The sequence below is a fragment of the Pseudomonas sp. N-137 genome (assembly GCF_034555295.1).
GTDB lineage: Bacteria > Pseudomonadota > Gammaproteobacteria > Pseudomonadales > Pseudomonadaceae > Aquipseudomonas > Aquipseudomonas rhizophila.
Genome location: NZ_JAXUDQ010000002.1, coordinates 52,783 through 78,810, shown reverse-complemented (window position 1 = coordinate 78,810; position 26,028 = coordinate 52,783). Strand labels below are relative to the sequence as shown.

The 26,028-nt window shown below is 61.1% G+C and carries 20 protein-coding genes; 13 read left to right on the top strand and 7 right to left on the bottom strand.

Annotated elements, in window-relative coordinates:
* The first annotated feature begins 170 nt into the window (after positions 1 to 170).
* The 6 genes from recC (at position 171) to T3A99_RS00345 (ending at position 11,889) form a co-directional block, all read left to right on the top strand.
* Complete coding sequence (recC, locus tag T3A99_RS00370; protein ID WP_322833848.1) at positions 171 to 3,623, top strand: exodeoxyribonuclease V subunit gamma; 3,453 nt, start codon at positions 171 to 173, stop codon at positions 3,621 to 3,623.
* A complete protein-coding gene (gene recB, locus T3A99_RS00365) occupies positions 3,620 to 7,309 on the top strand; it encodes an exodeoxyribonuclease V subunit beta (protein WP_160892551.1) in 3,690 nt (1,229 codons plus the stop codon). Before recC ends, recB begins: the two co-directional genes overlap by 4 nt.
* The gene (recD, locus tag T3A99_RS00360; protein WP_274091372.1) at positions 7,306 to 9,402 is read left to right on the top strand and encodes an exodeoxyribonuclease V subunit alpha; all 2,097 of its coding nucleotides are present in this window, start codon (positions 7,306 to 7,308) and stop codon (positions 9,400 to 9,402) included. Before recB ends, recD begins: the two co-directional genes overlap by 4 nt.
* Before the next feature lie 139 nt (positions 9,403 to 9,541).
* The gene (locus T3A99_RS00355; protein WP_274091371.1) at positions 9,542 to 10,117 is read left to right on the top strand and encodes a YfiR family protein; all 576 of its coding nucleotides are present in this window, start codon (positions 9,542 to 9,544) and stop codon (positions 10,115 to 10,117) included.
* Complete coding sequence (locus T3A99_RS00350) at positions 10,114 to 11,382, top strand: diguanylate cyclase domain-containing protein (RefSeq protein WP_107322985.1); 1,269 nt, start codon at positions 10,114 to 10,116, stop codon at positions 11,380 to 11,382. The genes T3A99_RS00355 and T3A99_RS00350 overlap by 4 nt, the downstream gene beginning before the upstream one ends.
* Positions 11,383 to 11,385: 3 nt before the next feature.
* Positions 11,386 to 11,889, top strand: a complete 504-nt coding sequence (locus tag T3A99_RS00345; RefSeq protein ID WP_107322984.1) for an OmpA family protein — start codon at positions 11,386 to 11,388, stop codon at positions 11,887 to 11,889.
* Here T3A99_RS00345 and T3A99_RS00340 read toward each other — a convergent pair.
* Entirely contained in the window at positions 11,886 to 12,833 is a 948-nt protein-coding gene (locus tag T3A99_RS00340; RefSeq protein ID WP_107322983.1) for a LysR family transcriptional regulator, read from the bottom strand. The genes T3A99_RS00345 and T3A99_RS00340 overlap by 4 nt on opposite strands.
* Before the next feature lie 143 nt (positions 12,834 to 12,976).
* Between T3A99_RS00340 and T3A99_RS00335 the strand changes: the two genes are divergently transcribed.
* Both T3A99_RS00335 and mmsB read left to right on the top strand, forming a co-directional pair.
* A complete protein-coding gene (locus tag T3A99_RS00335) occupies positions 12,977 to 14,503 on the top strand; it encodes a CoA-acylating methylmalonate-semialdehyde dehydrogenase (RefSeq protein WP_047229525.1) in 1,527 nt (508 codons plus the stop codon).
* Positions 14,504 to 14,513: 10 nt separating this feature from the next.
* Entirely contained in the window at positions 14,514 to 15,401 is an 888-nt protein-coding gene (gene mmsB / locus T3A99_RS00330; protein WP_047229526.1) for a 3-hydroxyisobutyrate dehydrogenase, read from the top strand.
* A gap of 88 nt (positions 15,402 to 15,489) precedes the next feature.
* Here the strand turns inward: mmsB and T3A99_RS00325 are convergent, their stop codons facing one another.
* Entirely contained in the window at positions 15,490 to 15,834 is a 345-nt protein-coding gene (locus tag T3A99_RS00325; RefSeq protein ID WP_047229527.1) for a cupin domain-containing protein, read from the bottom strand.
* A gap of 97 nt (positions 15,835 to 15,931) precedes the next feature.
* Complete coding sequence (locus T3A99_RS00320) at positions 15,932 to 16,816, bottom strand: LysR substrate-binding domain-containing protein (RefSeq protein ID WP_047229528.1); 885 nt, start codon at positions 16,814 to 16,816, stop codon at positions 15,932 to 15,934.
* 217 nt (positions 16,817 to 17,033) lie between these two features.
* On the opposite strand from T3A99_RS00320, the gene T3A99_RS00315 reads away from it, so the two are divergent.
* Positions 17,034 to 17,798 carry a sulfite exporter TauE/SafE family protein gene (locus tag T3A99_RS00315; RefSeq protein ID WP_047229529.1) on the top strand — a complete coding sequence of 255 codons (765 nt, stop codon included), beginning with the start codon at positions 17,034 to 17,036 and terminating at the stop codon, positions 17,796 to 17,798.
* On the opposite strand, the gene T3A99_RS00310 is transcribed toward T3A99_RS00315, so the two are convergent.
* On the bottom strand, positions 17,788 to 18,102 hold the full coding sequence (locus T3A99_RS00310; RefSeq protein WP_047229530.1) for a putative quinol monooxygenase: 315 nt from the start codon (positions 18,100 to 18,102) through the stop codon (positions 17,788 to 17,790). The two genes, T3A99_RS00315 and T3A99_RS00310, sit on opposite strands and share 11 nt — an antisense overlap.
* A 196-nt stretch (positions 18,103 to 18,298) precedes the next feature.
* On the opposite strand from T3A99_RS00310, the gene T3A99_RS00305 reads away from it, so the two are divergent.
* Entirely contained in the window at positions 18,299 to 18,889 is a 591-nt protein-coding gene (locus T3A99_RS00305) for an NAD(P)H-dependent oxidoreductase (RefSeq protein WP_047229531.1), read from the top strand.
* Between the two features lie 109 nt (positions 18,890 to 18,998).
* Positions 18,999 to 19,910 (top strand): LysR family transcriptional regulator, encoded by a 912-nt coding sequence (locus T3A99_RS00300; RefSeq protein ID WP_316912563.1) that lies wholly within the window; start codon positions 18,999 to 19,001, stop codon positions 19,908 to 19,910.
* Between the two features lie 93 nt (positions 19,911 to 20,003).
* On the opposite strand, the gene T3A99_RS00295 is transcribed toward T3A99_RS00300, so the two are convergent.
* Positions 20,004 to 20,483, bottom strand: coding sequence for an Lrp/AsnC family transcriptional regulator (locus T3A99_RS00295; protein ID WP_047229533.1), 480 nt, complete (start codon positions 20,481 to 20,483; stop codon positions 20,004 to 20,006).
* 415 nt (positions 20,484 to 20,898) lie between these two features.
* Between T3A99_RS00295 and T3A99_RS00290 the strand changes: the two genes are divergently transcribed.
* Complete coding sequence (locus T3A99_RS00290; protein ID WP_047229534.1) at positions 20,899 to 21,879, top strand: DUF6515 family protein; 981 nt, start codon at positions 20,899 to 20,901, stop codon at positions 21,877 to 21,879.
* A 135-nt stretch (positions 21,880 to 22,014) separates the two neighbouring features.
* Here T3A99_RS00290 and T3A99_RS00285 read toward each other — a convergent pair whose 3' ends face one another.
* On the bottom strand, positions 22,015 to 22,908 hold the full coding sequence (locus T3A99_RS00285) for a cation diffusion facilitator family transporter (protein ID WP_107322979.1): 894 nt from the start codon (positions 22,906 to 22,908) through the stop codon (positions 22,015 to 22,017).
* A 28-nt stretch (positions 22,909 to 22,936) separates the two neighbouring features.
* A complete protein-coding gene (locus T3A99_RS00280; RefSeq protein WP_322833847.1) occupies positions 22,937 to 23,356 on the bottom strand; it encodes a polyribonucleotide nucleotidyltransferase in 420 nt (139 codons plus the stop codon).
* Between the two features lie 95 nt (positions 23,357 to 23,451).
* Here T3A99_RS00280 and hrpB point away from each other — a divergent pair, with 95 nt between their 5' ends.
* Positions 23,452 to 25,968: an ATP-dependent helicase HrpB gene (hrpB, locus tag T3A99_RS00275; protein WP_047229537.1), complete on the top strand. Its 2,517-nt coding sequence runs from the start codon at positions 23,452 to 23,454 to the stop codon at positions 25,966 to 25,968.
* The last annotated feature ends 60 nt before the right edge of the window (positions 25,969 to 26,028 follow it).

Below are 26,028 nucleotides of genomic sequence, written 5' to 3'. Positions count from 1 at the left end.
TAGGTCATCGTCAAGATTAAATTCCGAAACCCCTATCTGCTGACGCAGGTAGGGGTTTTGTTTTGCCCGCAGGAAAGTTCTTACGACAAGCACGGACACCTCCCGGCTGTCACAGCCCCCCGACAGTGCTAAGGTTCGGCCCTAGCTTTTGCATTTTCAAGGATGCCTTTATGCCGGACGCGACGTCCTTAAGCCCTGCTTTCATGGTGGTCCACGGGAATCGCCTGGATGAGTTGCGCAGCCTGGTGATCAGCTTGATGCGGCGCTATCCGCTGGGGCCTCTTGAAAATGAAATCGCGCTGGTTCAAAGCAATGGCATCGCCCAATGGTTGAAGCTGGCATTGGCTGAGGATCCGGAAGATGACGATACCGGTGGCTGCGGTATCGCCGCCGCCATTGATGTGCAGTTGCCCGGCAGTTTCATGTGGCAACTCTATCGAACGGTCCTGGGACGTGACGAAATTCCGGCCAAGTCGTTGCTTGATAAGGCTCCACTTACATGGCGGCTGATGCGCCTTCTGCCACAGTTGATCGAGCAGCCCCATTTCGAGCCCCTGCGGCGTTTCCTTACCCACGACACCGACTTGCGCAAGCGTTATCAGTTGTCCGAGCGTCTTGCCGATCTGTTTGACCAATACCAGGTGTACCGGGCGGATTGGCTGGAGGACTGGGCGGAAGGTCGGCACCAGACAAGAAATGTCCGGGGCGAAATCAAGCCGCTCGCGCCAGAAAACTGTTGGCAGGCCGAACTGTGGCGGGCCCTTTTGATGGATGTAGGGGAGCAAGGCATGGCCCAAAGCCGTGCTGGGGTTCATCAACGGTACATCGAGCGTATCAACAGTTTGGAAGTGGCTCCCAGGAACCTGCCCGCGCGGGTGATAGTGTTCGGCATTTCTTCTCTGCCGGCCCAAGTCCTTGAAGCACTTGCCGGTCTGTCACGGTTTAGCCAGGTTCTGCTGTGCGTTCATAACCCATGTCGCCACCATTGGGCGGACATCGTCGCCGACAAGGACCTGCTACGCCACCAATACAAACGCCAGGCCCGCAAGGCCGGAATGCCCGTTGTCCTCGACCCGCAGACCTTGCACCAGCATGCTCATCCATTATTGGCTGCGTGGGGCAAGCAGGGGCGTGACTATATCAACCTGCTCGACAGCTACGACGATCCCAACAGTTATCGCTCGGTATTTCGCGATGGACGGATCGACCTGTTCAGCGAGGGGAGTCCCACGACCCTTCTCGGCCAACTGCAGGATGACATTCTCGAGCTGCGCCCCCTGAACGAAACCCGGGAACACTGGCCAGCGGTGGATACGGAGCAGGACGGGTCTATCCGTTTCCATGTAGCCCACAGTGCTCAGCGCGAGGTTGAAATCCTCCACGATCAGCTGCTGGCCCGCTTTAGTGCGGATCCGAGCCTGCGCCCCCGGGATATCATTGTCATGGTCCCGGACATCGACAGCTACGCACCGCATATACGCGCTGTGTTCGGTCAGCTTGAAAGAACTGATCCCCGTTTCATTCCTTTCACCCTCACTGATCAGGGCCAGCGTGGACGTGATCCGTTATTGATCGCTGTCGAACACTTGCTCAAGCTGCCGGATAGCCGCTTTCCGGTCAGCGAAATCCTCGATCTGCTCGATGTTCCGGCGTTGCGTGAGCGGTTCGGTATCGATGAAGCTGACTTGCCTACGCTGCACCGCTGGATCGAGGGTGCCGGTATCCGCTGGGGCATGAGTGCCGAACATCGTGCCGGACTGGGATTACCCGCGGAGCTTGAGCAGAACAGCTGGCGTTTCGGTCTTCGGCGCATGCTGCTGGGGTATGCCGTCGGCAGCGCGGGCGCTTATGACGGCATCGAACCCTATGATGAAATTGGTGGCCTTGATGCGGCGTTGATCGGTCCTCTGGTTGCGTTGCTGGATGCTTTGCAAGTCGCTCATCAGGAACTCACCCGGCCCGCATCACCGCAAGAATGGGGCTCGCGCCTGCATGATCTGACGCAACTGTTTTTCCAGGCGAGCAACGAACATGACGACTATCTGCTGGCCCAACTCGAAGACTTGCGTGAAACCTGGCTGGAGACCTGTGAGTCGGTTGCCCTGCAGGATGAGTTGCCCCTGACTGTTGTCCGTGAGGCCTGGTTGGCAGGGTTGGATCAGGGCCGACTGTCCCAGCGTTTCCTGGCTGGAGCGGTCAACTTCTGCACCCTGATGCCGATGCGCGCGATTCCTTTCAAACTGGTGTGTCTACTGGGTATGAACGACGGTGATTACCCGCGAGCACAACCGCCCCTGGATTTCGATCTCATGGGCAGCGACTATCGCCCCGGGGATCGTTCCCGACGCGAAGATGATCGATATCTGTTATTGGAGGCGCTGCTTTCAGCCCGGGAAAAGCTCTATATCAGTTGGGTCGGACGCAGCATCCGCGACAACAGCGACCGTCCTGCTTCAGTATTGGTCGGCCAACTGCGGGATCATCTCGCCAGCGGTTGGCGGTTGGCGGATGACCGCGGGGACCTTCTTGAGGCGTTGACCCAGGAACATCCGCTGCAACCGTTCAGTGCTCGTTATTTTCATCAAGGCAGTGCATTGTTCAGTTACGCCAGTGAATGGCGAATGCTCCACGGTGCCCACGAACACGCCGCCCAAAGCCAGGTGCTGGAACCCTATGTTCAGGAAGAGCCCTTGGGCCTTGGGCAACTGCAGGACTTTCTGCGCAATCCCGTCCGGCACTTCTTCAGTCAACGACTCAAAATATTCTTCGAGGCCATCGAGGCCCCTTTGGCAGATGACGAACCCTTCGTTCTCGATGCGCTGCAACGCTACAGCCTGAGCGACAGCTTGCTGGAGGCCGCCCTGGTTCGCCTCGATCAACCGGATCTGGCACTGGCCACTCATGCCAAAAGACTGCAGAACAGCGGCCTGTTACCGATGGCCGGTTTCGGTGAATGCATGCAACGTGAATTGATCGAACCCTTGCCTGATTTGCTCCAGAGTTACCAGCAGCTTCTGGCGTTATGGCCCACGCCGTTGACCAGTGCCTTGCCTGTCAGCTTGCAATTGCATGGCGTGAGCGTCGAGGGTTGGCTGAGTGGCCTGCACCAGCGTGCTGATGGAGCGGTTCTCACCATCAGCGCGATACCCAACGGTATTGGCTCCCCCAAGACCCGTAAATGGCATCGTCTGATTCGTCCTTGGGTCAATCATCTTGTTGCGTGCGCTAACGGCTTTTCGATGACGACGGCACTGGTGGCCAGTGATGACAGCTTGCTGCTGGCTCCTTTTGAAGAGCCCGTGGCACGACGGTTGCTCGGCGATCTATTGCAAGCCTGGCAGGCGGGTATGCGTCAGCCGCTTCCCGTCGCGGTGAAGACCGCCTTCGCCTGGCTCGGCCAGAGCGATCCAGCCAAAGCCGATGCGGCTGCTCGAAAAGCCTACGAAGGCGACGGGCAGAACTCTGAAGGTGAGCGGCGGGAAAGTCCGGCGTTGGCCCGGCAGTTTGCTGACTTCGATGCCTTGACGGCCGACGAGACATTCTCCGACTGGTGCGATGCTCTTTACCGGCCACTGCTCGAAGCGCCATGGCGTTCATTGGCCGGCGAGGAGGTAAGCTCATGACTCGCCAGCCTCCACTCGCCCTGGCCTTCCCGCTACGTGGCAGTCAATTGATCGAGGCCAGCGCCGGTACCGGCAAGACCTTTACCATTTCGGCGTTGTACCTGCGTCTGGTACTGGGGCATGGCGGCCCGGCTACCGGCTTTGGTCGCGAACTGCTTCCTCCGCAGATCCTGGTGGTGACCTTTACGGACGCTGCCACCAAGGAATTGCGTGAACGTATCCGCATGCGTCTGGCCCAGGCGGCGCGCTTCTTTCGTGATGAAATTGCCGCCCCGGATTCGCTGATCGCCGAGTTGCGGGATGAGTTCGATGCAACGCAGTGGCCTGGCTGTGCGAACCGGTTGGACATCGCTGCGCAATGGATGGATGAAGCAGCAGTGTCGACCATCCATAGCTGGTGTCAGCGCATGCTGCGTGAACATGCTTTTGACAGCGGTAGCCTGTTTACCCAGACCCTGGAAACCGATCACAGCGACTTGCTTGGCGAAGTGCTTCGCGACTATTGGCGGCTGTTCTGCTACTCGATGCAAGGTGAGGCGCTGAATTGGGTGCGGACACATTGGGGCGGGCCCGCTGCGCTGCTGCCGCGAGTCAGAGGCCTGTTTTCTAGCGAACGCGATGCTGCTGAGGGGCTTGAACCGGCCGAACTGATCGTCGCATCGCTTCAGGAGCGCAGTGCCGCCTTGCTCGATCTCAAGGCGCCGTGGCGGCAATGGGCCGTGGAGTTGCTGGAGATCTGCCAGCAAGGCGTCGCCAACAAAAGCGTCGACGGGCGCAAGATGCAGGCCCGGTACTTCGAACCGTGGTTCCAGAAAATCAATGCCTGGGTGGAGGACGAAAGCCTTGAGCTGTTGGACATCGGCAGCGGATTCACACGCCTGACCCCCGAGGGCATGGCCGAGGCCTGGAAAGGCGAAGTGCCCAGTCATCCCGGGCTGGACGCCATGTCCGGTCTCAAGGCCAGCCTGGAAGCCTTGCCCACTCCCGATGCCGCGGTGCTGCAACATGCCGCGCAATGGGTGGGGGCACGTTTCGAGGCGGAGAAACGGCGCCGCGCGGAGATGGGCTTCGACGATATGCTGCTGCGTCTGGACGCCGCCCTTCGAGCCGAAGGTGGAGCGCGGCTGGCGAGCTTGATCCGCGAACAGTTTCCGGTGGCGCTGATCGATGAGTTCCAGGACACCGACCCGATTCAATATCGCATCTTCGAAAGCATCTACCACATCGCAGAAAGCAACCCCGACACCGGGCTGTTCCTGATTGGTGACCCGAAGCAGGCCATTTACGCTTTTCGCGGCGCTGACATCTATACCTACCTGCGCGCCCGCGAAGCCACCGCCGGCAGGCTGCATACGCTGGGAACAAACTTCCGTTCCAGCCACGCCATGGTCAGTGCGGTGAACCATATTTTCCAGAATGCCGAATCTCGCCCTGAAGGGCGCGGTGCTTTTCTGTTTCGTGAACCGTCGGGCAAGAACCCGGTGCCGTTCCAGCCCGTTGAGTCCCAAGGGCGCAAGGAGTCCTTGCAAGTCAACGGGCTACCCGTTGCCGCAATGAATATCTGGCACCTGTCTTCTGATCAGCCGCTTTCCGGGGCGGTGTATCGGAAGCACATGGCGGCGGCTTGTGCCAGTGAGATCACCGCGTTGCTCAATGGCGGCCAATCGGGGCGCGATGGCTTTACGGTCGATGAAAAGACGCTCCAGGGATTACGCCCGGCGGATATCGCCATCCTGGTGCGTGACGGCAAAGAAGCTCAGGCCGTGCGCGACGAGCTGTCCGCGCGGGGAGTGCGCAGTGTCTATCTGTCCGACAAAGACTCGGTCTTCGCTTCACAGGAAGCGCGGGACCTGCTGATCTGGCTCAGGGCCTGCGCCGAGCCGGATGTCGAGCGGCCACTGCGGGCAGCACTGGCCAGCATCACGCTGAATCTTGCGCTGACGGAGCTGGAACGTCTCAATCAGGATGAGCTGGCCTGGGAGCGTCGGGTCATGCAGTTCCGAGGCTATCGTACGGTCTGGCGTACCCAGGGCGTATTGCCCATGCTGCGTCGCCTGCTACATGATTTCGAGCTGCCCCAGGCCTTGATGACGCGCAGCGACGGCGAGCGGGTGCTGACCAATTTGCTGCATCTTTGCGAGCTGTTGCAACAGGCCGCCGGTGAGCTGGATGGCGAGCAAGCTTTGATTCGGCATCTGTCCGAGCACCTGGCGCTGTCCGGGCAGGCTGGCGAAGAACAGATCCTGCGCCTGGAAAGCGATGAGCAACTGGTCAAGGTGGTCACGATTCACAAGTCCAAGGGACTTGAATATCCACTGGTGTTTTTGCCCTTCATCTGTTCGACGAAACCGGTGGATGGCAGTCGGTTGCCTTTGCATTACCACGATGAAGCCTGCAAGGCACAGATCAGCCTCAAGCCTACCGCCGAGTTGATCGCCAAGGCCGATGACGAGCGCCTGGCCGAGGATCTGCGGCTTCTCTACGTGGCCCTGACCCGCGCACAACATGCTTGCTGGCTGGGTGTGGCTGATCTCAAACGGGGCAATAACAACAGCTCGATCCTGCACCTGTCCGCATTGGGCTATCTGTTGGGCGGTGGTGTGCCGTTAGTCGAATCGGTGGAGTTGAAGCGCTGGCTGGAGGACCTGCAACAAGGCAGCGCAGTGGTCAGCTATCAGGAGATGCCCCAGGCCACCGACGAGCATTACCGGCCGCCACGCAACGAAGCGGTATTGCTTGAACCTTTGATACCCGTACGCAAAGCCAGCGAAAACTGGTGGATCGCCTCCTACAGCGCCTTGCGTATTGGGGAAAGCCTGAGTGCGGGCAGCAATGATGCGCCGGAGAACCCGCAGGCTCAGAAGCTGTTCGACGATGAGCGGCTTGACCCCGATGCCCCAAGGGAAATTGTTGCCGTGGGTGGCGATATTCACCGCTTCCCTCGCGGCCCTGGTCCCGGCACATTCCTTCATGGCCTGCTGGAGTGGGCCGCTGGCGAAGGATTTGAAGCTACGCCAACCGCCATCGAGGATGCCATAGCCCGGCGCTGCAATCGTCGAGGTTGGAAAGGCTGGATCGCTACCCTGGGTGACTGGCTGCAACACCTGATCAAACTGCCTATGCACATAGGTGGTGACCAGGCGCCGGTGGTGCTCGAGAACCTGTCCCGGTTTCAGGTCGAGATGGAGTTCTGGTTTGCCAGCCACAAGGTCGATGTGCTCAAGCTCGACCAACTGGTTTGCCAATTCACCCATGGCGGTGTCGCTCGCGTGGCCGCTGAGCCGGTGTTGCTCAACGGGATGTTCAAGGGCTTCATCGATTTGACGTTCGAGCACGAGGGCCGGTATTACGTGGCCGATTACAAGTCCAACTGGCTGGGTGTCGATGACATGGCCTACACCGAGCAGGCCATGGAACAGTCGATCCTCGACAATCGCTACGACCTGCAATACGTGTTGTACCTGTTGGCCCTGCACCGTCAGCTCAAGGCGCGCCTGCCCGGCTATGACTACGACCGGCATGTCGGTGGCGCGTTGTATCTGTTCCTGCGCGGTACCCGCTCAGCCAGTCAGGGCGTTTACTTCACCAAGCCTCCACGGGCGCTGATCGAGCAACTGGACCGCATGTTCCAAGGGGTTTGCGAGCCAAAGGCTGAACCGGCATGGGAACAGGGGGAGCTGCTATGAAACGTTCTTTTGCCGATCTGTTACCCAAATCGTCTGATGACGAGAGCCTGATGGATCTGGCTCCGCTGAGCCGCGCGGATGACTTGCTGCTGTTGCTCACCCGCTGGGTCGAACGAGGATGGTTGCGCGCCCTGGACAAGGCATTCGTCGCCTTCCTCCATGAGCTCGCGCCTGAAGATGATCCGTTGGTGCTGCTTGCTGCGGCGCTCACCAGCCATCAGTTGGGTCACGGGCATGTCTGCCTGGATCTGTTCGAAACGCTCAAGGAGCCGGATTTCGCCCTGTCACTGCCGCCTGAAGGCGACTCGCAAACGGGGGTAGAGTTGTTGCCCTCGCAAATACTACGGACCCTCGATGGGGCTCACTGGTGCAAGGTCCTGGCTTCCAGTGCTCTGGTGGCCTTGGCCGTCGATGAGCATGAAGAAGCGCGGCAGCGCCCTTTGGTGTTATCAGGTAAGCGGCTTTATCTGCGTCGTTATTGGGCTTATGAGCGGCGGATCGATGAGGCGTTGCGACAACGGCTTGCCGAACATGAAGCGGCACCTGATGATCTTCGCGAGCGTTTGAACGGGTTGTTCGGGCCGGCCAACGCCGCTGGCCCGATCGATTGGCAAAAACTGGCCTGTGCGCTGGCGACCCGTGGAGCCTTCAGTATCATCACTGGCGGCCCGGGTACCGGCAAGACCACCACGGTTGTGCGCTTGCTCGCCTTGCTTCAGGCGCCCGCTGTCGAGGCAGGCAAACCGCTGCGGATCCGCCTGGCCGCGCCCACAGGCAAGGCGGCGGCGCGTCTGACCGAGTCCATCAGCCAGCAGGTCCGCACCCTCGATGTGGTTGACGCCGTGCGCGAGCGTATTCCCTGTGATGTCACCACGGTCCATCGTTTGTTGGGCAGTCGGCCTGGTACCCGACATTTTCGCCATCATGGGGGCAATCGCTTGCCACTGGATGTGTTGGTGATCGATGAAGCTTCCATGATCGATCTGGAAATGATGGCCAATCTGCTGGATGCGCTGCCGACTCATGCGCGACTGGTATTACTGGGTGATAAGGACCAACTGGCTTCTGTTGAGGCCGGTGCGGTACTGGGGGACCTGTGTCGGGACGCCGAGGAGGGTTGGTACAGCCCCCGGACCCTGGCCTGGCTGGAGTCGGTCAGTGGTGAAAACCTGGCGGCCAGTGATCTGCGGCAAGACCTCGATGGCACTCATGCCTTGGCCCAGCAAGTGGTCATGCTCAGGCATTCGCGGCGCTTCGGTGAGGGCAGTGGGATCGGTCAACTGGCGCGTCGGGTCAACCAGCAACAACCGGAACAGGCCCGTCAACTGATGCTCGAAGGCGAATTCACCGACCTGTTTTCCCTGGCGCTGAGGGGCGAACACGATGGGGCGCTGGAGCGCTTGTTACTCGACGGCAAGGCAGAAGGGCCGAAGGGTTATCGGCATTACTTGAGCCTGTTGCGTCAGCGCCGCCCGGCCATTTCCCGACCGCTTGAGGACAGCTGCTGGACCGATTGGGCTCGGGAAGTGCTGTCGGCTTTCGACGAGTTCCAGCTGCTTTGTGCCGTACGCAAAGGCCCGTGGGGCGTCGCGGGGTTGAACCAGCGCATCACCGCCGCACTGCTCAAGGCCCAGCTTATCGACAGCGATCATCAATGGTACGAAGGGCGCCCGGTTCTGATGACCCGCAACGACTACGGGTTGGGCCTGATGAATGGCGATATCGGTATTGCGCTCAAGCTGCCCGAGCGTGAGGGGCCAGACGCCGGCAAGCAGGTTCTGCGGGTGGCGTTCCCTCGTAACGATGGCCAGGGCGGTGTGCGTTTCGTCCTGCCCAGCCGCCTGAACGATGTAGAAACTGTCTTTGCCATGACGGTGCACAAATCCCAAGGTTCGGAGTTCGCCCATACGGCTTTGATTCTTCCGGATGCGCTGAACCCGGTGCTGACGAAAGAATTGGTGTACACCGCCATTACTCGGGGCAAGCAGTGGTTCAGTCTGATAGAGCCGCGAGCGGGCGTCTTTGAAGAGGCGGTTCAGCGCAAGGTCAAGCGCTTGAGCGGGTTGATGCTGGCGCTGGAAGGAGCTGTCTGAGCGATCGACTTTCGCGATTCAGTGTCCAGGGCGGCTGTTCTGCACGCTTGTGTCGTAAGCGCCGTAGGACGCTGCCTCGCTGGCTTTTTGGCACTGTGCTATCTTTCCGGCACTTATTGCATCGACCAAGAGACTTTCCATGAGTGTGGCTGTTCAGGAGACAGTGCGCCGCAAGGGCTGGAGGCAATATTTGCTTGCCGGCCTGCTGTGCTTACTGGCGCCTGTGGTTATCGCCCAGGATCAGGCCACCACGACCCGGGCTGAACAGCGGGCCGAATCCGTCACCCAGGTTGTGTTGGGAATTCTCAGCTACGCCCGCTGGCCCGTGGAACCAGCGCAATTGCAGCTGTGCATTGTCGGGCCGACTCAATACACAGACGATTTGGTCAAGGGTACGACTCAGGCCACTGGCCGGCCTGTGACTGTGCAGCGGGTGCTGGCCGACCACCCCAGTATTGCCACTGATTGCAACGCGATCTACATCGGCAGATTGACCCATGACGAGCGCACCCGGCTGTTCGCGTCCTTGATCGGTAAACCTGTGTTGAGCATCAGTGAAGGTGGCGATCAGTGCACCGTCGGTAGCCTGTTCTGTCTGCGGGTCGCTGACGAACAGGTCTCGTTCGAGGTCAACCTGGATTCGGTGGCGCGCAGTGGCGTGCGCATTCACCCCAGCGTTTTACAGCTTTCACGTCGCAGGCCAGCAGCCCCATGAATCTGCCCACGGCACGGATCCGTCCCACACTGGGCTCGGTCATTGGTCGCGGTCACCTGATTGTCGCGTTGGTGGCGATCACCATGGCCAGTGTCTCCCTGACGTTGCTTGGTGTACTGGCGCTGCGAGTCTATGCCGATCACAACCTGCACCTGATCGCCCGCTCGATCAGCTATACCGTTGAAGCGGCCGTGGTGTTCGATGACTCAGTGGCGGCGACCGAGGCGCTGGCTGTGATTGCCTCCACCGAAGAGGTCGCCGATGCCGAGGTGTTCAACGAGCATGGGCGTCTGCTGGCTCGCTGGCAGCGACCGGAAACCGGCTTGTTGTCGGAATTGGAAAGGCACATCGCCAAAACCTTCCTGGAAAAGCCCATCAGCCTGCCAATCATCCATCAGGGACAGAATATAGGCGCAGTTCTACTGTCGGGACATGGCGGCAGCCTTTTGCGGTTTTTGCTTAGCGGCCTGGCGGGAATTGTCCTGTGCACGGCGGTGAGCGCCTGGGTGGCGTTGTATCTGGCGCGGCGCCAGTTACGCGCAATCACCGGGCCGCTGCGCAGCCTCGCCGAGGTGGCCCATGCCGCGCGCAGCGAACGCGCCCTCGACCGACGCGTACCGCCGGCCGCTATCGCCGAACTGGATAACCTGGGCAATGACTTCAACGCGCTGCTTGATGAGCTGGAGTCCTGGCAAACCCACCTGCAAAGCGAGAACGAAACCCTGGCTCACCAGGCCAGTCACGACAGCCTGACCGGATTGCCGAATCGGGCATTTTTCGAAGGCCGGCTGATCCGTGCACTGCGCAATGCCAACAAACTCGACGAGCAGGTCGCCGTGCTCTATCTGGACAGTGACCGGTTCAAGGGTATCAACGATAACTTCGGCCATGCTGCCGGTGATGCGGTGCTGACGGCGGTGGCGACACGGGTCCGGGCGCAGTTGCGTGAAGGTGACTTGGTGGCGCGCCTGGGCGGGGACGAATTTGCCGTGCTGCTTGCACCCTTGCACCGGACCGAGGATGCCGAACGGATTGCCGAGAAAATCATAGCCAGCATGGAAATGCCCATTCAATTGCCCGGCAATGCCTCGGTGCTGACCTCTCTGAGTGTCGGCATCGCCGTTTATCCTGATCATGGCGCTACACCAGGCGCCTTGCTCAACGCCGCCGATGCGGCGATGTATCAGGCCAAACGCCTCGCCAGAGGCGGTCAACACACGGCTGGGTCGGAGCACCCGGTTGCTGATCTTCAAGCCAGGAGCTGACTCGTGCGCCTATATCCTCAACTCTCCCTGCAGCGCTTCGCCGCGCTTTTGTTCATCACCGTTCTGGCCCTGTCCGGCTGCCAGACGACACCCCAAAAAGGTCTTACCCCGGCGCAAGTCGCCGTGCTCAAACAACAAGGGTTCGAATTGACCGATGAGGGATGGGCTTTCGGCCTGTCCGGCAAAGTACTGTTTGGCAGCGATGTGGAAACCCTCAACCCGGCCAGTACCGAGATTGTCGAGCGAATCGGCAAGGCTCTGCTGGGGGCCGGAATCGAGCGGGTGCGGATCGATGGTCATACCGACGCATCAGGCTCGCAAACCTATAACGAACAACTGTCGATACGTCGGGCCTACAGCGTGAGCAAGGTATTGATTGGCGTGGGCATGCGCGAAGAAAACGTTCAAACACGGGGGCTGGGCAGTAGCAGGCCAGTCGCCTCCAACGACACGGTCGAGGGGCGCACCGAAAACCGTCGCGTCGCCATCGTGGTCATCGCCGACTAGTCGGCGAATACCATCTCTCGGCTTTCGCCCATCAACAATGGCTGATTCTGCTCAGTCACTTCGCGGATGTAATCCCACAACAGCGTGATGCGTTTGAGCTTCCTCAAATCCTCCCGGCAGTACATCCAGAACTGCCGGGTGACGGTGATTTCCTCCGGCAGCACCGGCAGCAGGCGCGGATCCTGGGCGGCGAGGAAGCACGGCAGGATCGCCAATGATCGTCCTTGCTGCGCTGCCACGAACTGCGCAATCACGCTGGTGCTGCGCAGGTGAGCATGGGCGCCTGGCAATACATTCGCCAAGTAGAGCAGCTCGGAACTGAACGCCAGATCATCCACGTAGCTGATGAACGAATGCTTGCTCAGGTCCGCCGGTCGGTGGATGGGAGGATGGCTGTCCAGGTATGGCTGGGTGGCGTAGAGCTGCAGTCGGTAGTCGCACAGTTTGCAGCACACATACGGGCCATGTTCGGGGCGTTCGAGGGCGATGACGATGTCGGCTTCGCGCTTGGAAAGGCTGATGAAGTGCGGCAGCGGCAGGATGTCCACGGAAATGGCCGGGTAGGCATCGACGAAATGACTCAGTTGCGGCGTGATGAAGAAGCTGCCGAAGCCCTCGGTACAGCCCATGCGCACGTGGCCGGACAACGCCACCCCAGAGCCTGACACCTGTTCGCAGGCCATGTGCAGGGTGCTTTCGATCGATTCGGCGTAACCCAGCAGACGCTGGCCTTCGGCGGTCAGGACAAAACCGTTGGTCCGGGATTTTTCGAACAGCAGCGTCCCCAATGACGTTTCCAGCGAGCTGATGCGTCGCGACACCGTGGTGTAGTCGACGGCCAGGCGCTTGGCCGCCGTGCTGGCCTTGCGGGTGCGGGCCACTTCGAGGAAAAACTTGAGGTCGTCCCAATTCAGCGACCCCAGGGAGGTGATGTTTTTTTGCATGATGGACCGGTTTTTATGTGCGTTCTTATTAGAAGTTTGCACATCTATACTCCAAAAACCGTCTCATCACCAAGGTGTCTGTCTATGCACCTTGATCTGTGCTGAACCAGCGCTCTCTATAAGAACAAGTCCCGGAGGCCAGCATGAACGTTTCCCTTACGCCCAGCGACACTGCCCTGCAAACCGTAAAATTGTTGATCGACGGCGAGTGGGTTGAATCCCAGTCCAGCGAATGGCACGACATCGTCAACCCGGCCACCCAGCAGGTACTGGCGAAAGTCCCGTTCGCCACGGCGTCGGAAGTCGATGCCGCCATTGCCGCCGCCCAGCGTGCTTTCCAGACCTGGAAGCTGACCCCCATCGGTGCGCGGATGCGCATCATGCTCAAGCTCCAGGCGCTGATTCGCGAGCACTCCAAACGCATCGCCGCCGTACTGAGCGCCGAGCAGGGCAAGACTATCGCTGATGCCGAGGGCGATATTTTCCGTGGCCTGGAAGTGGTCGAACACGCCTGTTCCATCGGCACCCTGCAAATGGGCGAGTTTGCCGAGAACGTTGCCGGCGGCGTCGATACCTACACGTTGCGCCAACCGATTGGTGTGTGCGCGGGCATTACCCCGTTCAATTTCCCGGCGATGATTCCGCTGTGGATGTTCCCGATGGCCATCGCCTGCGGTAACACCTTCGTGCTCAAACCGTCGGAGCAGGACCCGCTGTCGACCATGCTGCTGGTGGAGCTGGCCATCGAGGCTGGCGTGCCGGCGGGCGTGCTCAACGTGGTGCATGGCGGCAAGGATGTGGTGGATGCCCTCTGCACCCACAAGGACATCAAGGCGGTTTCCTTTGTCGGCTCAACGGCGGTCGGCACTCACGTGTATGACCTGGCGGGTCGGCATGGCAAGCGCGTGCAATCGATGATGGGCGCCAAGAACCATGCGGTGGTGTTGCCTGATGCCAATCGCGAACAGACCCTCAATGCTTTGGTCGGCGCCGGTTTCGGGGCGGCGGGCCAGCGTTGCATGGCCACTTCGGTGGTGGTCATGGTGGGCGCGGCCAAACAATGGCTGCCCGAGCTCAAGGCTCTGGCGCAGAAGCTCAAGGTCAACGCCGGCAGTGAGCCGGGCACGGATGTCGGCCCGGTCATTTCCAAGCGGGCCAAGGCGCGGATTCTTGAATTGATCGAGAGTGGCGTACAGGAAGGGGCCAAGCTGGAACTTGATGGCCGTGACATCAGCGTGCCGGGTTTCGAGCAAGGCAACTTCGTCGGCCCGACCCTGTTTTCCGGCGTGACTACCAGGATGCGTATTTACACCGAAGAAATCTTCGGCCCGGTGTTGGTGGTGCTGGAAGTCGACACCCTTGATCAGGCAATCGCCCTGGTCAATGCCAACCCGTTTGGCAACGGCACCGGCCTGTTCACGCAAAGCGGGGCGGCGGCGCGTAAATTCCAGAGCGAAATCGACGTCGGCCAGGTGGGGATCAACATCCCGATTCCGGTACCTGTGCCGTTTTTCAGCTTCACCGGCTCCCGTGGTTCGAAGCTTGGCGACCTGGGCCCATACGGCAAACAAGTGGTGCAGTTCTACACTCAGACCAAGACCGTTACCGCACGCTGGTTCGATGATGACAGCGTCAATGACGGTGTGAACACCACCATCAATCTGCGTTAAGGAGCCGGACATGAAGATCGCATTTATCGGTCTGGGCAACATGGGCGCCCCCATGGCGCGCAATCTGCTCAAGGCCGGCCACTCGCTGAACCTGTTCGACCTGAACCAGACGGTGCTGGCTGAACTGGCCACATTGGGCGGCACCATCAGCGCCTCACCTCGCGATGCGGCCCAGGGCGTGGCCCTGGTGATCACCATGTTGCCGGCTGCTGCTCATGTACGCAGTGTCTGGCTGGGTGACGACGGTGTACTGGCCGGCATCGCCGCCGGTACGCCCGCGGTGGATTGCAGCACCATCGACCCGCAGACCGCTCGCGATGTTGCCGCCGCAGCCGCCAAACAAGGCGTAGCAATGGCCGACGCGCCAGTCTCCGGCGGCACCGGCGGCGCAGCGGCCGGCACGTTGACCTTCATGGTGGGTGCCACCGCTGAATTGTTCGCCACCCTGCAACCGGTGCTGGCGCAGATGGGCCGTAATATCGTGCATTGCGGAGACGTCGGCACCGGGCAGATCGCCAAGATCTGCAACAACCTGCTGTTGGGGATTTCCATGGTAGGCGTCAGCGAAGCCATGGCCCTGGGCGATGCCCTGGGGATCGATACGCAGGTACTGGCCGGGATCATCAACAGCTCAACAGGCCGTTGCTGGAGTTCGGACACCTACAACCCGTGGCCTGGCGTGATCGAAACAGCACCGGCGTCCCGTGGCTACACCGGGGGCTTTGGTGCCGAGCTGATGCTCAAGGACCTGGGCCTGGCTACCGAAGCGGCGCGGCAGGTTCATCAGCCGGTGGTGCTAGGCGCGGTTGCGCAGCAGTTGTACCAGGCGATGAGTCAGCGGGGCGAGGGCGGCAAGGATTTTTCGGCGATTGTTAACAGCTATCGCAAGCCGCAATAAGAGCTGGGGCACCGACGCCACAGAGCCTGTGCAATTTGGAAAGCTGTTTTCCGAGAGACCATGTCGGGTGGTCTCTCGGTTTTTTGTTTCAGGCGAAGACGAAGTATTTACGCACGGTCTCGACCACTTCCCACGTGCCTTTCATGCCAGGCTCGATGACGAAGATGTCACCGGCCCGCAGATGGATCGGCTCCATGCCATCGGGGGTGATGATGCAGTAGCCTTCCTGGAAATGGCAGTACTCCCACTTCACATAGTCGACGCGCCACTTGCCCGGTGTACAGATCCAGGTGCCCATGATCTTGCTGCCGTCTTCGCTGGTGTAGGCGTTGAGGTTGACGGTGTGCGGATCGCCTTCGAGTTTTTCCCATTTGCAGGCATCGAGTACGGGCAGCGGATGGGTATCGCGCAGGACGGTGATGGGGGCGGTCATGTGAACTCCGAAAGGGACAGAAGAGAGCAGGCACCCTAACGCGCGACATGATCGGGCAGATGCCTGTGCTCGACACCGGCCTATCCAGAAGCGCGCATCAGCGAGCGGTCAGGTGCGTGGCAAGGGCTTTGGCGTAGGCGGGCAAGTTGTCGAAGCGGCGGGCGCACAGCCGCAGTGAGCGTTGAGCCCAGGCCTCTTGCAGCGAGACCCATTGCCAGGAAGGTTCGGGCGGGCGCCGCGCGATCGCGGCCTTTGGCACGATGGCAATGCCCGCACCATGAGCGACCATGCGAATCACGCCATCAAAACCGTCGGCGCGAATGCGAATGTGCATGCGTCGTCCGGTGTGCAGCGCCTGTTCTTCGAGGTAAATCGCCAGCGCACTGGAAGCGTTCAGGCCTACATAATCATGGCCGAGGGTCTCATTGAAGTTCAGCGGACGACCGTCAGCCAGGGGATGTTCCGAGGGCAGGATCAATACCAGCGGATCATCGCGGAAGGGCCGGGTTTCAAGGCCGGCGATGTCCACCGCGTCGGAGATGATACCCAGGTCCGCCGCACCCTGACGCAGCGCATGGGTGATCCGTGAACTGGGCAATTCCTGCAGATCGATGTCGAGGTTGGAATGGGCCTTGAGAAAGTCGGCCAGCAATTCCGGCAGGTATTCGGTCATGGCGCTGGTGTTGCACAACAACCGCACCCGGCCTTTGACGCCGCGGGCGTATTCGCCGAGGTCCTGTTGCAGGTGTTCGGCATGTTGCAGCAACACCCGGGCATGTTGCGCCAGTGCCTGGCCGGCCGATGTGGGTGTTACACCGCGCCGCCCGCGTTCGAGCAATTCAATCCCCAGGGAGGCCTCCATGGCCCGGACCCGGGCACTGGCCGCTGCCAGGGACAGATGGCTGCGGGCAGCGCCGGCAGTGATGTTGCCGGTGTCGAGGATGTGCAGGTAGAGGCGCAGGTCGGTGAGGTCGAAGTGCATGGGGGATGTGATCCTGTGCCGGGTTCTGGGGTGTCTGGAACATTGTCATCGCGAGCAGGCTCGCTCCCACGAGAACAATGCAGGATCCAAGGTGGGAGCGAGCCTGCTCGCGATGGCGTCTACAGCCTCAGCAAATTCTTCAGCCTCTTGCTCGGCCAGAGGCTATCTCAGTATATGGCAGATTCAAAACCCGACCGCCAGGGCCCACGATAGCCCCATGAACACACTCATGGCTTTCTATCAAAATCTTGGCCCTGCCCTTTCTTTGCTGGTCATAGGCACTTTCCTGCTGGCCGGCACCATCAAGGGTGTGATCGGCCTCGGCCTGCCGACCATTTCCATGGGCCTGCTCGGCCTGGCTATGGCTCCGACACAGGCTGCGGCGTTGCTCGTCATCCCGGCCACGCTGACCAATATCTGGCAACTGACCTTTGGCGGTCATCTGCAAACCCTGATCAGGCGCTTGTGGCCACTGTTGCTGGCGATTTGCATCGGCACCGCTCTGGGCACGTTGTGGTTCGATACGGTGGGGGGACCTTGGGCGGTGCGAGCATTGGGTGGCGCGTTATTGCTGTACGCGCTGAGCGGGCTGTTGCTGCCGACATTGCGGGTCGCTGCCAGTGTTGAGCCGTGGGCAGCGCCGTTGTGCGGTCTGCTCACTGGCCTCATCACTTGTGCGACGGGTGTGTTCGTCATCCCGGCGGTGCCGTACCTGCAAGCGTTGGGCTTGAGCAAGGACGAACTGGTGCAGGCGTTGGGGTTGTCATTCACGGTTTCGACACTGGCCCTGGCGGCCGGCCTGCTGTGGCGCGGCGCCTTGGGCGGTGGCGAATTAAGTGCTTCGGTGCTGGCCCTGGCGCCAGCGCTGTTGGGGATGTGGCTGGGGCAATGGCTGCGTCAGCGCATCAGCGCCGTGCTGTTCAGGCGGGTGTTTTTCATTGGCCTCGCTGTGCTCGGCGGCCATTTGCTGATCAGCGGCTAGCCGAGGACGGGCTGAGCATGTCGACGCGGCGGATCTCGAAATCGCGCTCCAGGTATTCCATGCGCTGCTCAAAAAACTGCTTCATGTGCGGCAGGTTCGAATGCACGTCCAGATGAGCCTGGGATTGCCAGATTTCATAGAAGATAAACAGGGTCGGGTCTTGCCGGTCTCGCAGCATGTGATATTCGATGCAACCGGGTTCGGCACGGCTCGGTTCCACGTAGGCACGAAACAGCGTTTCGAAGGCTTCGGCTTTTTCCGGACGGGTCTTGGCGTGCAGGATGAAACCGTGCAATTCGCTCATCGGAGAGGCTCCTGAATAAAAGTATGCGAATGCTACGGCAAGAATTGGCTACCTATTCGTGCGTATAGGTCAAATCAGTTTTGCCGTTGCAGTGCTTACTCCGCCGCAAGCTCATCGGTACTCTGCCGCCATCATTTTCAATCTTTCCATTGGGTGACCGTTCAACCGTGTCCCCTGGAATCCGATGAGGCTCTCCATGAAAAAAGTCCTGCTGCTCAACGGTGGTAAACAATTCGCTCACTCCGACGGTCGCTATAACGCCACCCTCCATGATGCGGCGGTCAGCGTGTTGGACCGTGGCGGGTTCGATGTGAAAACCACGTTCATCGACGGTGGTTACGACATCAAGGAAGAAGTTGCCAAATTCCTCTGGGCCGACGTGATCATTTACCAGATGCCAGGCTGGTGGATGGGCGCGCCGTGGACCGTCAAGAAATACGTCGATGAGGTCTTCACCGAAGGCCATGGCAGCCTCTATGCCAGCGACGGCCGCACCCGCTCCGATGCTTCGCAGAAATACGGCAGCGGTGGTTTGTTGCAGGGCAAGCAATACATGTTGTCGCTGACCTGGAACGCCCCGCAGCAAGCCTTCGATGACCCGACCGACTTCTTTGAAGCCAAGGGTGTGGACGCTGTGTACTTTCCGTTCCACAAGGCCAACCAGTTCCTGGGCATGAGCGGATTGCCAACCTTCCTGTCTGTGGACGTGATGAAACGCCCGAATATCGAGGCCGATGTGGCGCGTTATGAGCAGCACTTGATTGAGGTGTTCGGCCTGAAGGCGTGACCTTTCTTTTGTCACGTATCCCGATACTATCCTGGGGCTCGGGTCCGCTTTGCGGCCCGGCGGGGATAGATTCCCTCGCCACAAGAGAGCGCAGTCGACAGGGGGATACGTGAAAGCCAGATCCGACGAATTGCAGATTTTCGTCTGCGTGATCGAGTGCGGGTCGATATCCGCCGCCGCCGAGCAGGTCGGGCAGACGCCGTCTGCGGTCAGTCGTACCTTGTCGCGCCTGGAAGCCAAGCTCGATACCACGCTGATCAACCGCACCACGCGGCGCATGGACCTGACCGAAGAGGGCAAGTATTTCTTCGAGCAGGCCAAGGGCATTCTCGACCAGATGGATGAGCTGGAGGAGCGCCTGTCGTCTCGCCAGAAAAACCCGGCGGGGCGGTTGCGGATCAATGCGGCTTCGCCTTTCATGTTGCACGCTATCGTGCCGCATATCGAAGAGTTCCGCGGGCTCTACCCGGATATCCAGCTCGAACTCAACAGCAACGACCTGATCATCGATTTGCTCGAGCAAAGTACCGACATAGCGATCCGCATCGGCACCCTCAGCGACTCGACGCTACATGCCCGATCCCTGGGGTGCAGTCCGCTGCATATCCTGGCCAGCCCGGCCTATCTGAAGCAGCACGGTACACCTGCCACTGTCGCCGAACTGGCCCGGCATGCACTGTTGGGGTTTGCCCAGAATGAGGGCCTCAATCAGTGGCCGCTGCGCCACGAGCACGGTGATCGTTGGCCGATCCAGCCTGCCATCAGCGCGTCCAGTGGCGAAACCGTGCGTCACTTGGCGCTGCAAGGGCAGGGCATAGCGTGCCTGTCGGACTTCATGACCCGTGAAGACATCCGTGCTGGCCAGCTCAAGGTGCTGCTGGCCGATGCCAACAGCGGATATCGCCAACCGATCAACGCGGTGTATTACCGCAACTCCCAACTGGCCCTGAGGATCCAGTGCTTTCTGGACTTCATCCAGGGCAAGCTCGCCGAATACGCCTTGCGGGAATTCAAAGGCTGATTCGTGGCTTCAAGGCGAGTGTGGTTTGGGTTCGGGGGCTGGCCGATGCGCGCGTACGTCGGTGAGCGGCTGTGAAGCGGCGCTCGTTTGTCGTCAGCCGCGCAGATGAGTCAGCGGCAGTTCGGTGCTGTTGAGCACCTGGTTCAACACGAAGCTGGACCGCACACTGGTGACCCCGTCAATCCGGGTCAGGTGCCCCAGCAGCAGTTTCTGATAATGGTCCATGTCCGGCACCACGACCTTGAGCTGGTAATCCGCATCCATGCCGGTCACCAGGCTGCATTCCAACACCTGGGGCAAATTGCGGATGGCGGCTTCGAAGTTCTCGAAACGTTCAGGGGTGTGGCGGTCCATGCCGATGAGCACGTAGGCCGTCAGGCTCAGGCCGAGCATTTTGCGGTCGAGCAGGGCGACCTGACGGGTAATGTAGCCGTCGTCTTCCAATTGCTTGACCCGCCGCGAGCAGGGGGACGGCGACAGGCCGATGCGTTCGGCCAGCTCCTGATTGGAGATGCGCGCGTCGCGCTGCAATTCCGCCAGAATGCTCAGGTCGTAACGGTCGAGTTTGCTCATTGGTCGGGCCTTTGTCTGGATAATTGCTGGATATTATCTATCGCGGGTAAAAAATTGCGCAAGTGATGTTTATTTACGCAATCTTCGCAATCATTCGTCAGTGCTCCGAGCCTATTCTTATCACCAAGATCACTGCTCGGACAAACAGTCCAGTGCGGCCCGCCTAATCCGGCCGGCCGCGGTCGCAGCACCCACCGGTGTCTGGCAGACCCCCGAGCTGCACACTGTCCAGAAGACGGCGTGAGGTGAGCCGACGTCAAAAGCGTCGCGCACGGACGAAGTTCTCAAGGGGAGGCCGACGGGCCTCCCTTTTTTATGCCTGCGAAATAATGGCGGCGACTGATAATCTGTCGCAGAACCGGCCTAGGCTTTTCCAGTCTCATTCATCAGGCCCTGAACCGTTGTGAGGAATTTCATGAAGTCGCGCATCTGGCGTTTGGCAGGTGTTGGTCTGTTGTGGGCAAGTGTCAGTGCGCAGGGAGTGGCCGACGATCAGCAAAATCGTGGCGGCCCGGACGGGCGAGGTGGCAATGGCCAGGGTTATTCAGGCCAACCCCGGCCACAGAGCAACGAGATCATTCGCGGCGACAACAGCCGCCAGTTTGAGGTCCAGCCTCACGCTCAAGGCGGCCAGCCCTACAACCGCCCGCCGCAAGACCCCAATGGTCGTCCGCCGCAGCCACCGGGTAACAGCCTGCCGATCCAGGGCCGCCCCGACAGCGTGACCCAGACCCAGGAGCCGAGGCCGGGTTACTACCGCGATATTCCGCGCCGCAGTGATGGTTATCCGAGCGGTGGGCCACGCCCCAGCCATGACTCTCGCCCTGATCAGCACTGGTCCGGTCGGCCGGACGGTCATGGCAACGGCTGGGGGCCGGGGCCGCAATATCGTCCTGGGTATGTAATCGATCGTTTTCCGGATCGTCACTACCGCGTGCCTTACCGTGGCCATGACTATTTTTATTCGGGCGGTTACTGGTATCGCCCCCAAGGGCCGCGCTATATCGTGATTGAGCCGCCGCGCGGAATCCGTACCCGTTATCTGCCCGATTATGCCCGGGAAGTCTGGATCGGCGGCTCGCTGTTTTTCCTCGCCGCCGGTGCCTATTACATCTACGAAGCCAACACCCGGGACTACGTCGTCGTTGACGCGCCGGTGAGCAACCCGCAGCCCCAGCCCCAAGGCAACAGCTACGATGTGGTGGCTTATCCAGCCAACGGCCAGTCTCCCGAGCAGGTCAATCAGGATGGCTACGAATGCTATCGCTGGGCGGTGCAGCAGAGCGGTTTCGATCCGCGCAACTACACCTACCCGCCCGCGCCGCAAGTGGTACAGACCTATCGTCAGGCCCAAGGGAGTTGCTTGAGCAGTCGTGGGTATCAGGTGACGTACTGATCACTCGAAAGAAAAACACTCCCCTGTGGCGAGGGAGCTTGCTCCCGCTCGGTTGCGCAGCGACCGTAAAATCTTGGGCCTGCTGCGCAGGCCAGCGGGAGCAAGCTCCCTCGCCACGGGGTTCTGTGTTCGGCGTCAGGCGCTGGTGCGCTTCACCACTTCCGACGGATCGGCATGCACCAACACTTCCGCCTTCGGATAGGCGCGGTGTATGGCATCGGCGGCCTGGTCGCTGATGCCGTGGGCTACTGACAGGGTCAGTTCTCCCGGCAGTTCCAGATGCAGTTGCACGAACCAATGGTTACCTGAGATCCGCGTGCGCAGATCGTGGGCACCCAGTACCCCGGGCACCGCGCAGGCCAGTTCCAGCATGCGCTGGCTGACGTCGGGCGGCAGTTCCTCATCCATCAATACCGCGAAGCTTTCCCGGGCGATCTGGATCGCGCTCCACAGGATGTAGACGGCGATGCCCAGGCCGAACCAGGCATCCAGTTGATGCCAGCCCAACCCGGCCAGCACCAGGGCGACCAAGATGCTGCCGTTGAGCAACAGATCCGAGCGATAGTGCAGCGAGTCAGCGCGCACGGCGTTGGAGCCGGTGGCGCGGACGACCCGATGTTGCAGCGCCAACAAGGCCAGGGTCAGCCCCAGGGAGAATACGATCACGCCGACACTGAGCCAGGCCGCTTCCACCGGGACCGGGTTTTTCAGACGCTCAAACGCCTGTAGCGCAATCAACACGGCACTGCCGCCGATGAACAATGCCTGGGCCATGCCGGCCAGGGACTCGGCTTTGCCGTGGCCGTAACGATGGTCCTCGTCGGCGGGGCGCAATGCGTAATGCACCGCCAGCAGGTTGAGCAGCGACGTGACGCCGTCCAGCGCCGAGTCGGTCAGGCCGGCGAGCATGCTCACCGAGCCGCTCAGCCACCAGGCCAGTGCCTTGGCAACGACCAGAATAAGCGCCACGGCCACCGAAGCACGGGTGGCCAGGCGCAGCAGACGGGCATGTTCGGTGCTGGTGGTCATGGCGCGGTCGTTCCTTCAATAGCACCCATCACGCGGCCGGTTTAATCCCGAGGGCGGCCAGTTGCTGGGCGTTGCCCTTGCTTTGGATCAAACGTGGGTCGTCCAGGGGGAAACTGCGGCCCAGTTCGCTCTCCAAAATCGCTTGCAGCTTTTGGTTGTTGACGCTGCCGTCGGCGTTGATCGCCGGCTTGAGTTTTTCTGGCTCGATCTGGACGCTTCTGCCGGGCTCGAAATAAATCGCCCCGGTGGCGAAGTCCACGGCGAACGCGATCAGGCCGGGGATGATGTAGAACAGCAGGCCGACGGCGTCCAGCGCGGCAATCGCCGGGTCGATCTTGCCATCGATCTGGCCGCGACGGTCGGGGTAGAAGATCGAGCCGCAGGCGCTGATCTGGGTCAGCAGGGAGGCGACCAGAACGCCGCCGATCACGCGAAAGGGAATATGCATAGCAATCTCCTGAGCAGGTAAAGGCGTTGCTGGTTGGAGTCCAGACCACGCTAAACAGTTCGCCGTTATACTCGGCCCTCTGTTTTGGAGCCAGCATGATTTCTTTGCCGATTGATGAAGTTTTACCTGCCCTGCGTCAAGCCTTGGCGTCGCGTCACGAAGCCGTGCTCGAAGCGCCGCCCGGCGCTGGTAAAACCACCCGCGTCCCCTTGGCCCTGTTGAATGAGTCCTGGCTGGCCGGGCAGACGATTCTGATGCTTGAGCCCCGGCGCCTGGCGGCACGGGCGGCGGCCGAGCGACTGGCCAGCGAGCTGGGGGAAAAGGTCGGTGAAACCGTCGGCTACCGAATTCGTCTCGACAGCAAGGTGGGCCCCAAGACCCGCATTGAAGTGGTCACCGAAGGCATCCTCACCCGCCGCTTGCAGGACGACCCGGCGCTGGAGGGCGTGGGGCTGCTGATTTTTGATGAGTTCCACGAACGCAGTCTCGACGCCGACCTGGCCCTGGCCTTGAGTCTCAATGGCCGCGAGCTGTTTCGCGACGACCAGCCGCTGAAAATCCTGCTGATGTCCGCGACGCTGGAAGGCGAGCGCCTGGCCGGGTTGTTGGACGACGCGCCGATCCTGCGCAGTGAGGGGCGCATGTTCCCGGTGACGGTGCGCTGGGGCCGGCCGTTCCAGCCCGGCGAGTTCATCGAGCCGCGCCTGGTGCAGACCGTGCTGGAAGCGCTGCACGATGAAACCGGCAGCGTACTGGTGTTCTTGCCCGGGCAAGCGGAGATCCGCCGGGTTCATCAGCAACTGGCCGATGCCTTGGGTGAAGGCGGCAATGTGCTGCTCTGTCCGTTGCATGGCGAGCTGGACCTCGCCGCCCAACGCGCGGCCATAGACCCGGCGCCGCCCGGCCAGCGCAAAGTGGTGCTGGCCACCAACATCGCCGAAACCAGCCTGACCATCAATGGCGTGCGGGTGGTGATCGATGCCGGATTGGCGCGAGTGCCGCGTTTCGATCCGGGCAGCGGTATGACTCGCCTCGACACCCAGCGGATTTCCCGGGCCAGCGCCACTCAGCGGGCCGGGCGGGCCGGGCGTCTGGAACCGGGGGTGTGCTATCGGTTGTGGTCCGAAGACCAGCACGAACAACTGGCCGCTTATGGCAGCGCAGAGATTCTTTCGGCGGACCTGGCCGGGCTGGCTTTGCAATTGGGGCGTTGGGGCGTGACGCCGCAGCAATTGGTCTGGCTCGACATCCCGCCCACCGCCGCTTATGCCCAGGCGCAGGAGCTGCTGCAACGCCTGGGCGCGCTGGACGGCGAGCAACTGACCCGTCATGGCCAAGCCATGGCCGAACTGCCGGCTCACCCGCGCATCGCGCATTTGCTGCTGCGCGGGCAGTCGCTGGGGCTGGCGGACATGGCGTGCAACGTCGCGGCGCTGTTGGGTGAGCGAGACATTCTGCGCGGCGCCGGGGCGGACCTGCACACGCGCCTGGCGTTGCTGTCCGGTGAAGAGCGGGCGGCCCGTGGCGCCCAGGGCGGGGTGCAGCGGGCGCGGCAACTGGCCCGGCAATATCGCGGTTACCTGCGGGGCAAGGCCGAAGACGCCGTCGCCGACCCCGAACATCCGCGCTGGCTGGGCGCTTTACTGGCGTTGGCCTACCCGGATCGCGTCGCTCAACAGCGGCGGCCCGGCGGGGCGGAGTATCGCCTGGCCAACGGCCGTGCAGCGTTGTTTGCCGAAGCGGACAGCCTGATGAAACAGCCGTGGCTGGTGATCGCCGACCTGGGCAGCCGTCAGGGGCAGCGGGAAGAACGGATCTACCTGGCGACGGACTTCGAGCCGGCGCTGTTTGATTCGGTGCTGGCCGAACAGGTGCGCACGGTGGATCAACTGGATTGGGACGAGCGTGAAGGCGTGCTGCGGGCCGAGCGCCAGCGCAAGGTCGGCGAACTGGTGCTCAGCCGTGAGCCACTGACCGGCCTGGATGAGTCGGCGCGCAGCCAGGCGCTGGTGAATCTGGTACGGCGCAAGGGTCTGGAGTTGTTGCCCTGGACGCCGGAGCTGCGGCAATGGCAGGCGCGGGTGGCACTGTTGCGCCGGCTCGATCTGGAGGCCAAGAGCGAGAGTGATTGGCCAGATGTCAGCGACGGGGCGCTACTGAACACGCTTGAGCAATGGTTGATGCCGTACCTGGGGCGCGTGTCACGCCTCAGCCATTTCGCCAACCTGGACCTGTCGAGTATCGTCCACAACCTGCTGCCCTGGCCCTTGCCGCAACGGCTGGATGAATGGGCGCCCCATCATCTGAGCGTGCCCTCGGGCTCGTCGATTCGCCTGGACTACAGCGAACACCCGCCGATTCTCGCGGTACGCTTGCAGGAACTGTTCGGCCTGGCCGACACCCCACGCATTGCCGGCGGCCGACAGGTCGTCAAACTGCACCTGTTGTCACCGGCGCGGCGACCGGTGCAGGTGACCCAGGATCTGGCGAATTTCTGGCGCAGCACCTATGCCGAAGTGAAGAAAGACCTCAAGGGACGTTATCCCAAGCATTACTGGCCGGACGATCCGCTGGTGGCCGAAGCCACGGCCCGGATCAAACCCCGCAAGTGATAAACCGCCGGTTTGGCCCGCCAGCACGGGGGCGCAAATGGTAGATTCACTGACCCATCA

What these genes read in the sequence shown, in the direction of transcription:
- T3A99_RS00325 (WP_047229527.1), bottom strand. Translation starts at nt 15,834, where the DNA reads ATGACCGCCCCCATCACCGTCCTGCGCGATACCCATCCGCTGCCCGTA.
- T3A99_RS00320 (WP_047229528.1), bottom strand. Translation starts at nt 16,816, where the DNA reads ATGCACTTCGACCTCACCGACCTGCGCCTCTACCTGCACATCCTCGAC.
- T3A99_RS00285 (WP_107322979.1), bottom strand. Translation starts at nt 22,908, where the DNA reads ATGACCACCAGCACCGAACATGCCCGTCTGCTGCGCCTGGCCACCCGT.
- hrpB (WP_047229537.1), top strand. Translation starts at nt 23,452, where the DNA reads ATGATTTCTTTGCCGATTGATGAAGTTTTACCTGCCCTGCGTCAAGCC.
- recC (WP_322833848.1), top strand. Translation starts at nt 171, where the DNA reads ATGCCGGACGCGACGTCCTTAAGCCCTGCTTTCATGGTGGTCCACGGG.
- recB (WP_160892551.1), top strand. Translation starts at nt 3,620, where the DNA reads ATGACTCGCCAGCCTCCACTCGCCCTGGCCTTCCCGCTACGTGGCAGT.
- T3A99_RS00295 (WP_047229533.1), bottom strand. Translation starts at nt 20,483, where the DNA reads ATGAGCAAACTCGACCGTTACGACCTGAGCATTCTGGCGGAATTGCAG.
- T3A99_RS00335 (WP_047229525.1), top strand. Translation starts at nt 12,977, where the DNA reads ATGAACGTTTCCCTTACGCCCAGCGACACTGCCCTGCAAACCGTAAAA.
- T3A99_RS00355 (WP_274091371.1), top strand. Translation starts at nt 9,542, where the DNA reads ATGAGTGTGGCTGTTCAGGAGACAGTGCGCCGCAAGGGCTGGAGGCAA.
- T3A99_RS00350 (WP_107322985.1), top strand. Translation starts at nt 10,114, where the DNA reads ATGAATCTGCCCACGGCACGGATCCGTCCCACACTGGGCTCGGTCATT.
- T3A99_RS00280 (WP_322833847.1), bottom strand. Translation starts at nt 23,356, where the DNA reads ATGCATATTCCCTTTCGCGTGATCGGCGGCGTTCTGGTCGCCTCCCTG.
- T3A99_RS00290 (WP_047229534.1), top strand. Translation starts at nt 20,899, where the DNA reads ATGAAGTCGCGCATCTGGCGTTTGGCAGGTGTTGGTCTGTTGTGGGCA.
- recD (WP_274091372.1), top strand. Translation starts at nt 7,306, where the DNA reads ATGAAACGTTCTTTTGCCGATCTGTTACCCAAATCGTCTGATGACGAG.
- T3A99_RS00310 (WP_047229530.1), bottom strand. Translation starts at nt 18,102, where the DNA reads ATGAGCGAATTGCACGGTTTCATCCTGCACGCCAAGACCCGTCCGGAA.
- mmsB (WP_047229526.1), top strand. Translation starts at nt 14,514, where the DNA reads ATGAAGATCGCATTTATCGGTCTGGGCAACATGGGCGCCCCCATGGCG.
- T3A99_RS00305 (WP_047229531.1), top strand. Translation starts at nt 18,299, where the DNA reads ATGAAAAAAGTCCTGCTGCTCAACGGTGGTAAACAATTCGCTCACTCC.
- T3A99_RS00315 (WP_047229529.1), top strand. Translation starts at nt 17,034, where the DNA reads ATGAACACACTCATGGCTTTCTATCAAAATCTTGGCCCTGCCCTTTCT.
- T3A99_RS00340 (WP_107322983.1), bottom strand. Translation starts at nt 12,833, where the DNA reads ATGCAAAAAAACATCACCTCCCTGGGGTCGCTGAATTGGGACGACCTC.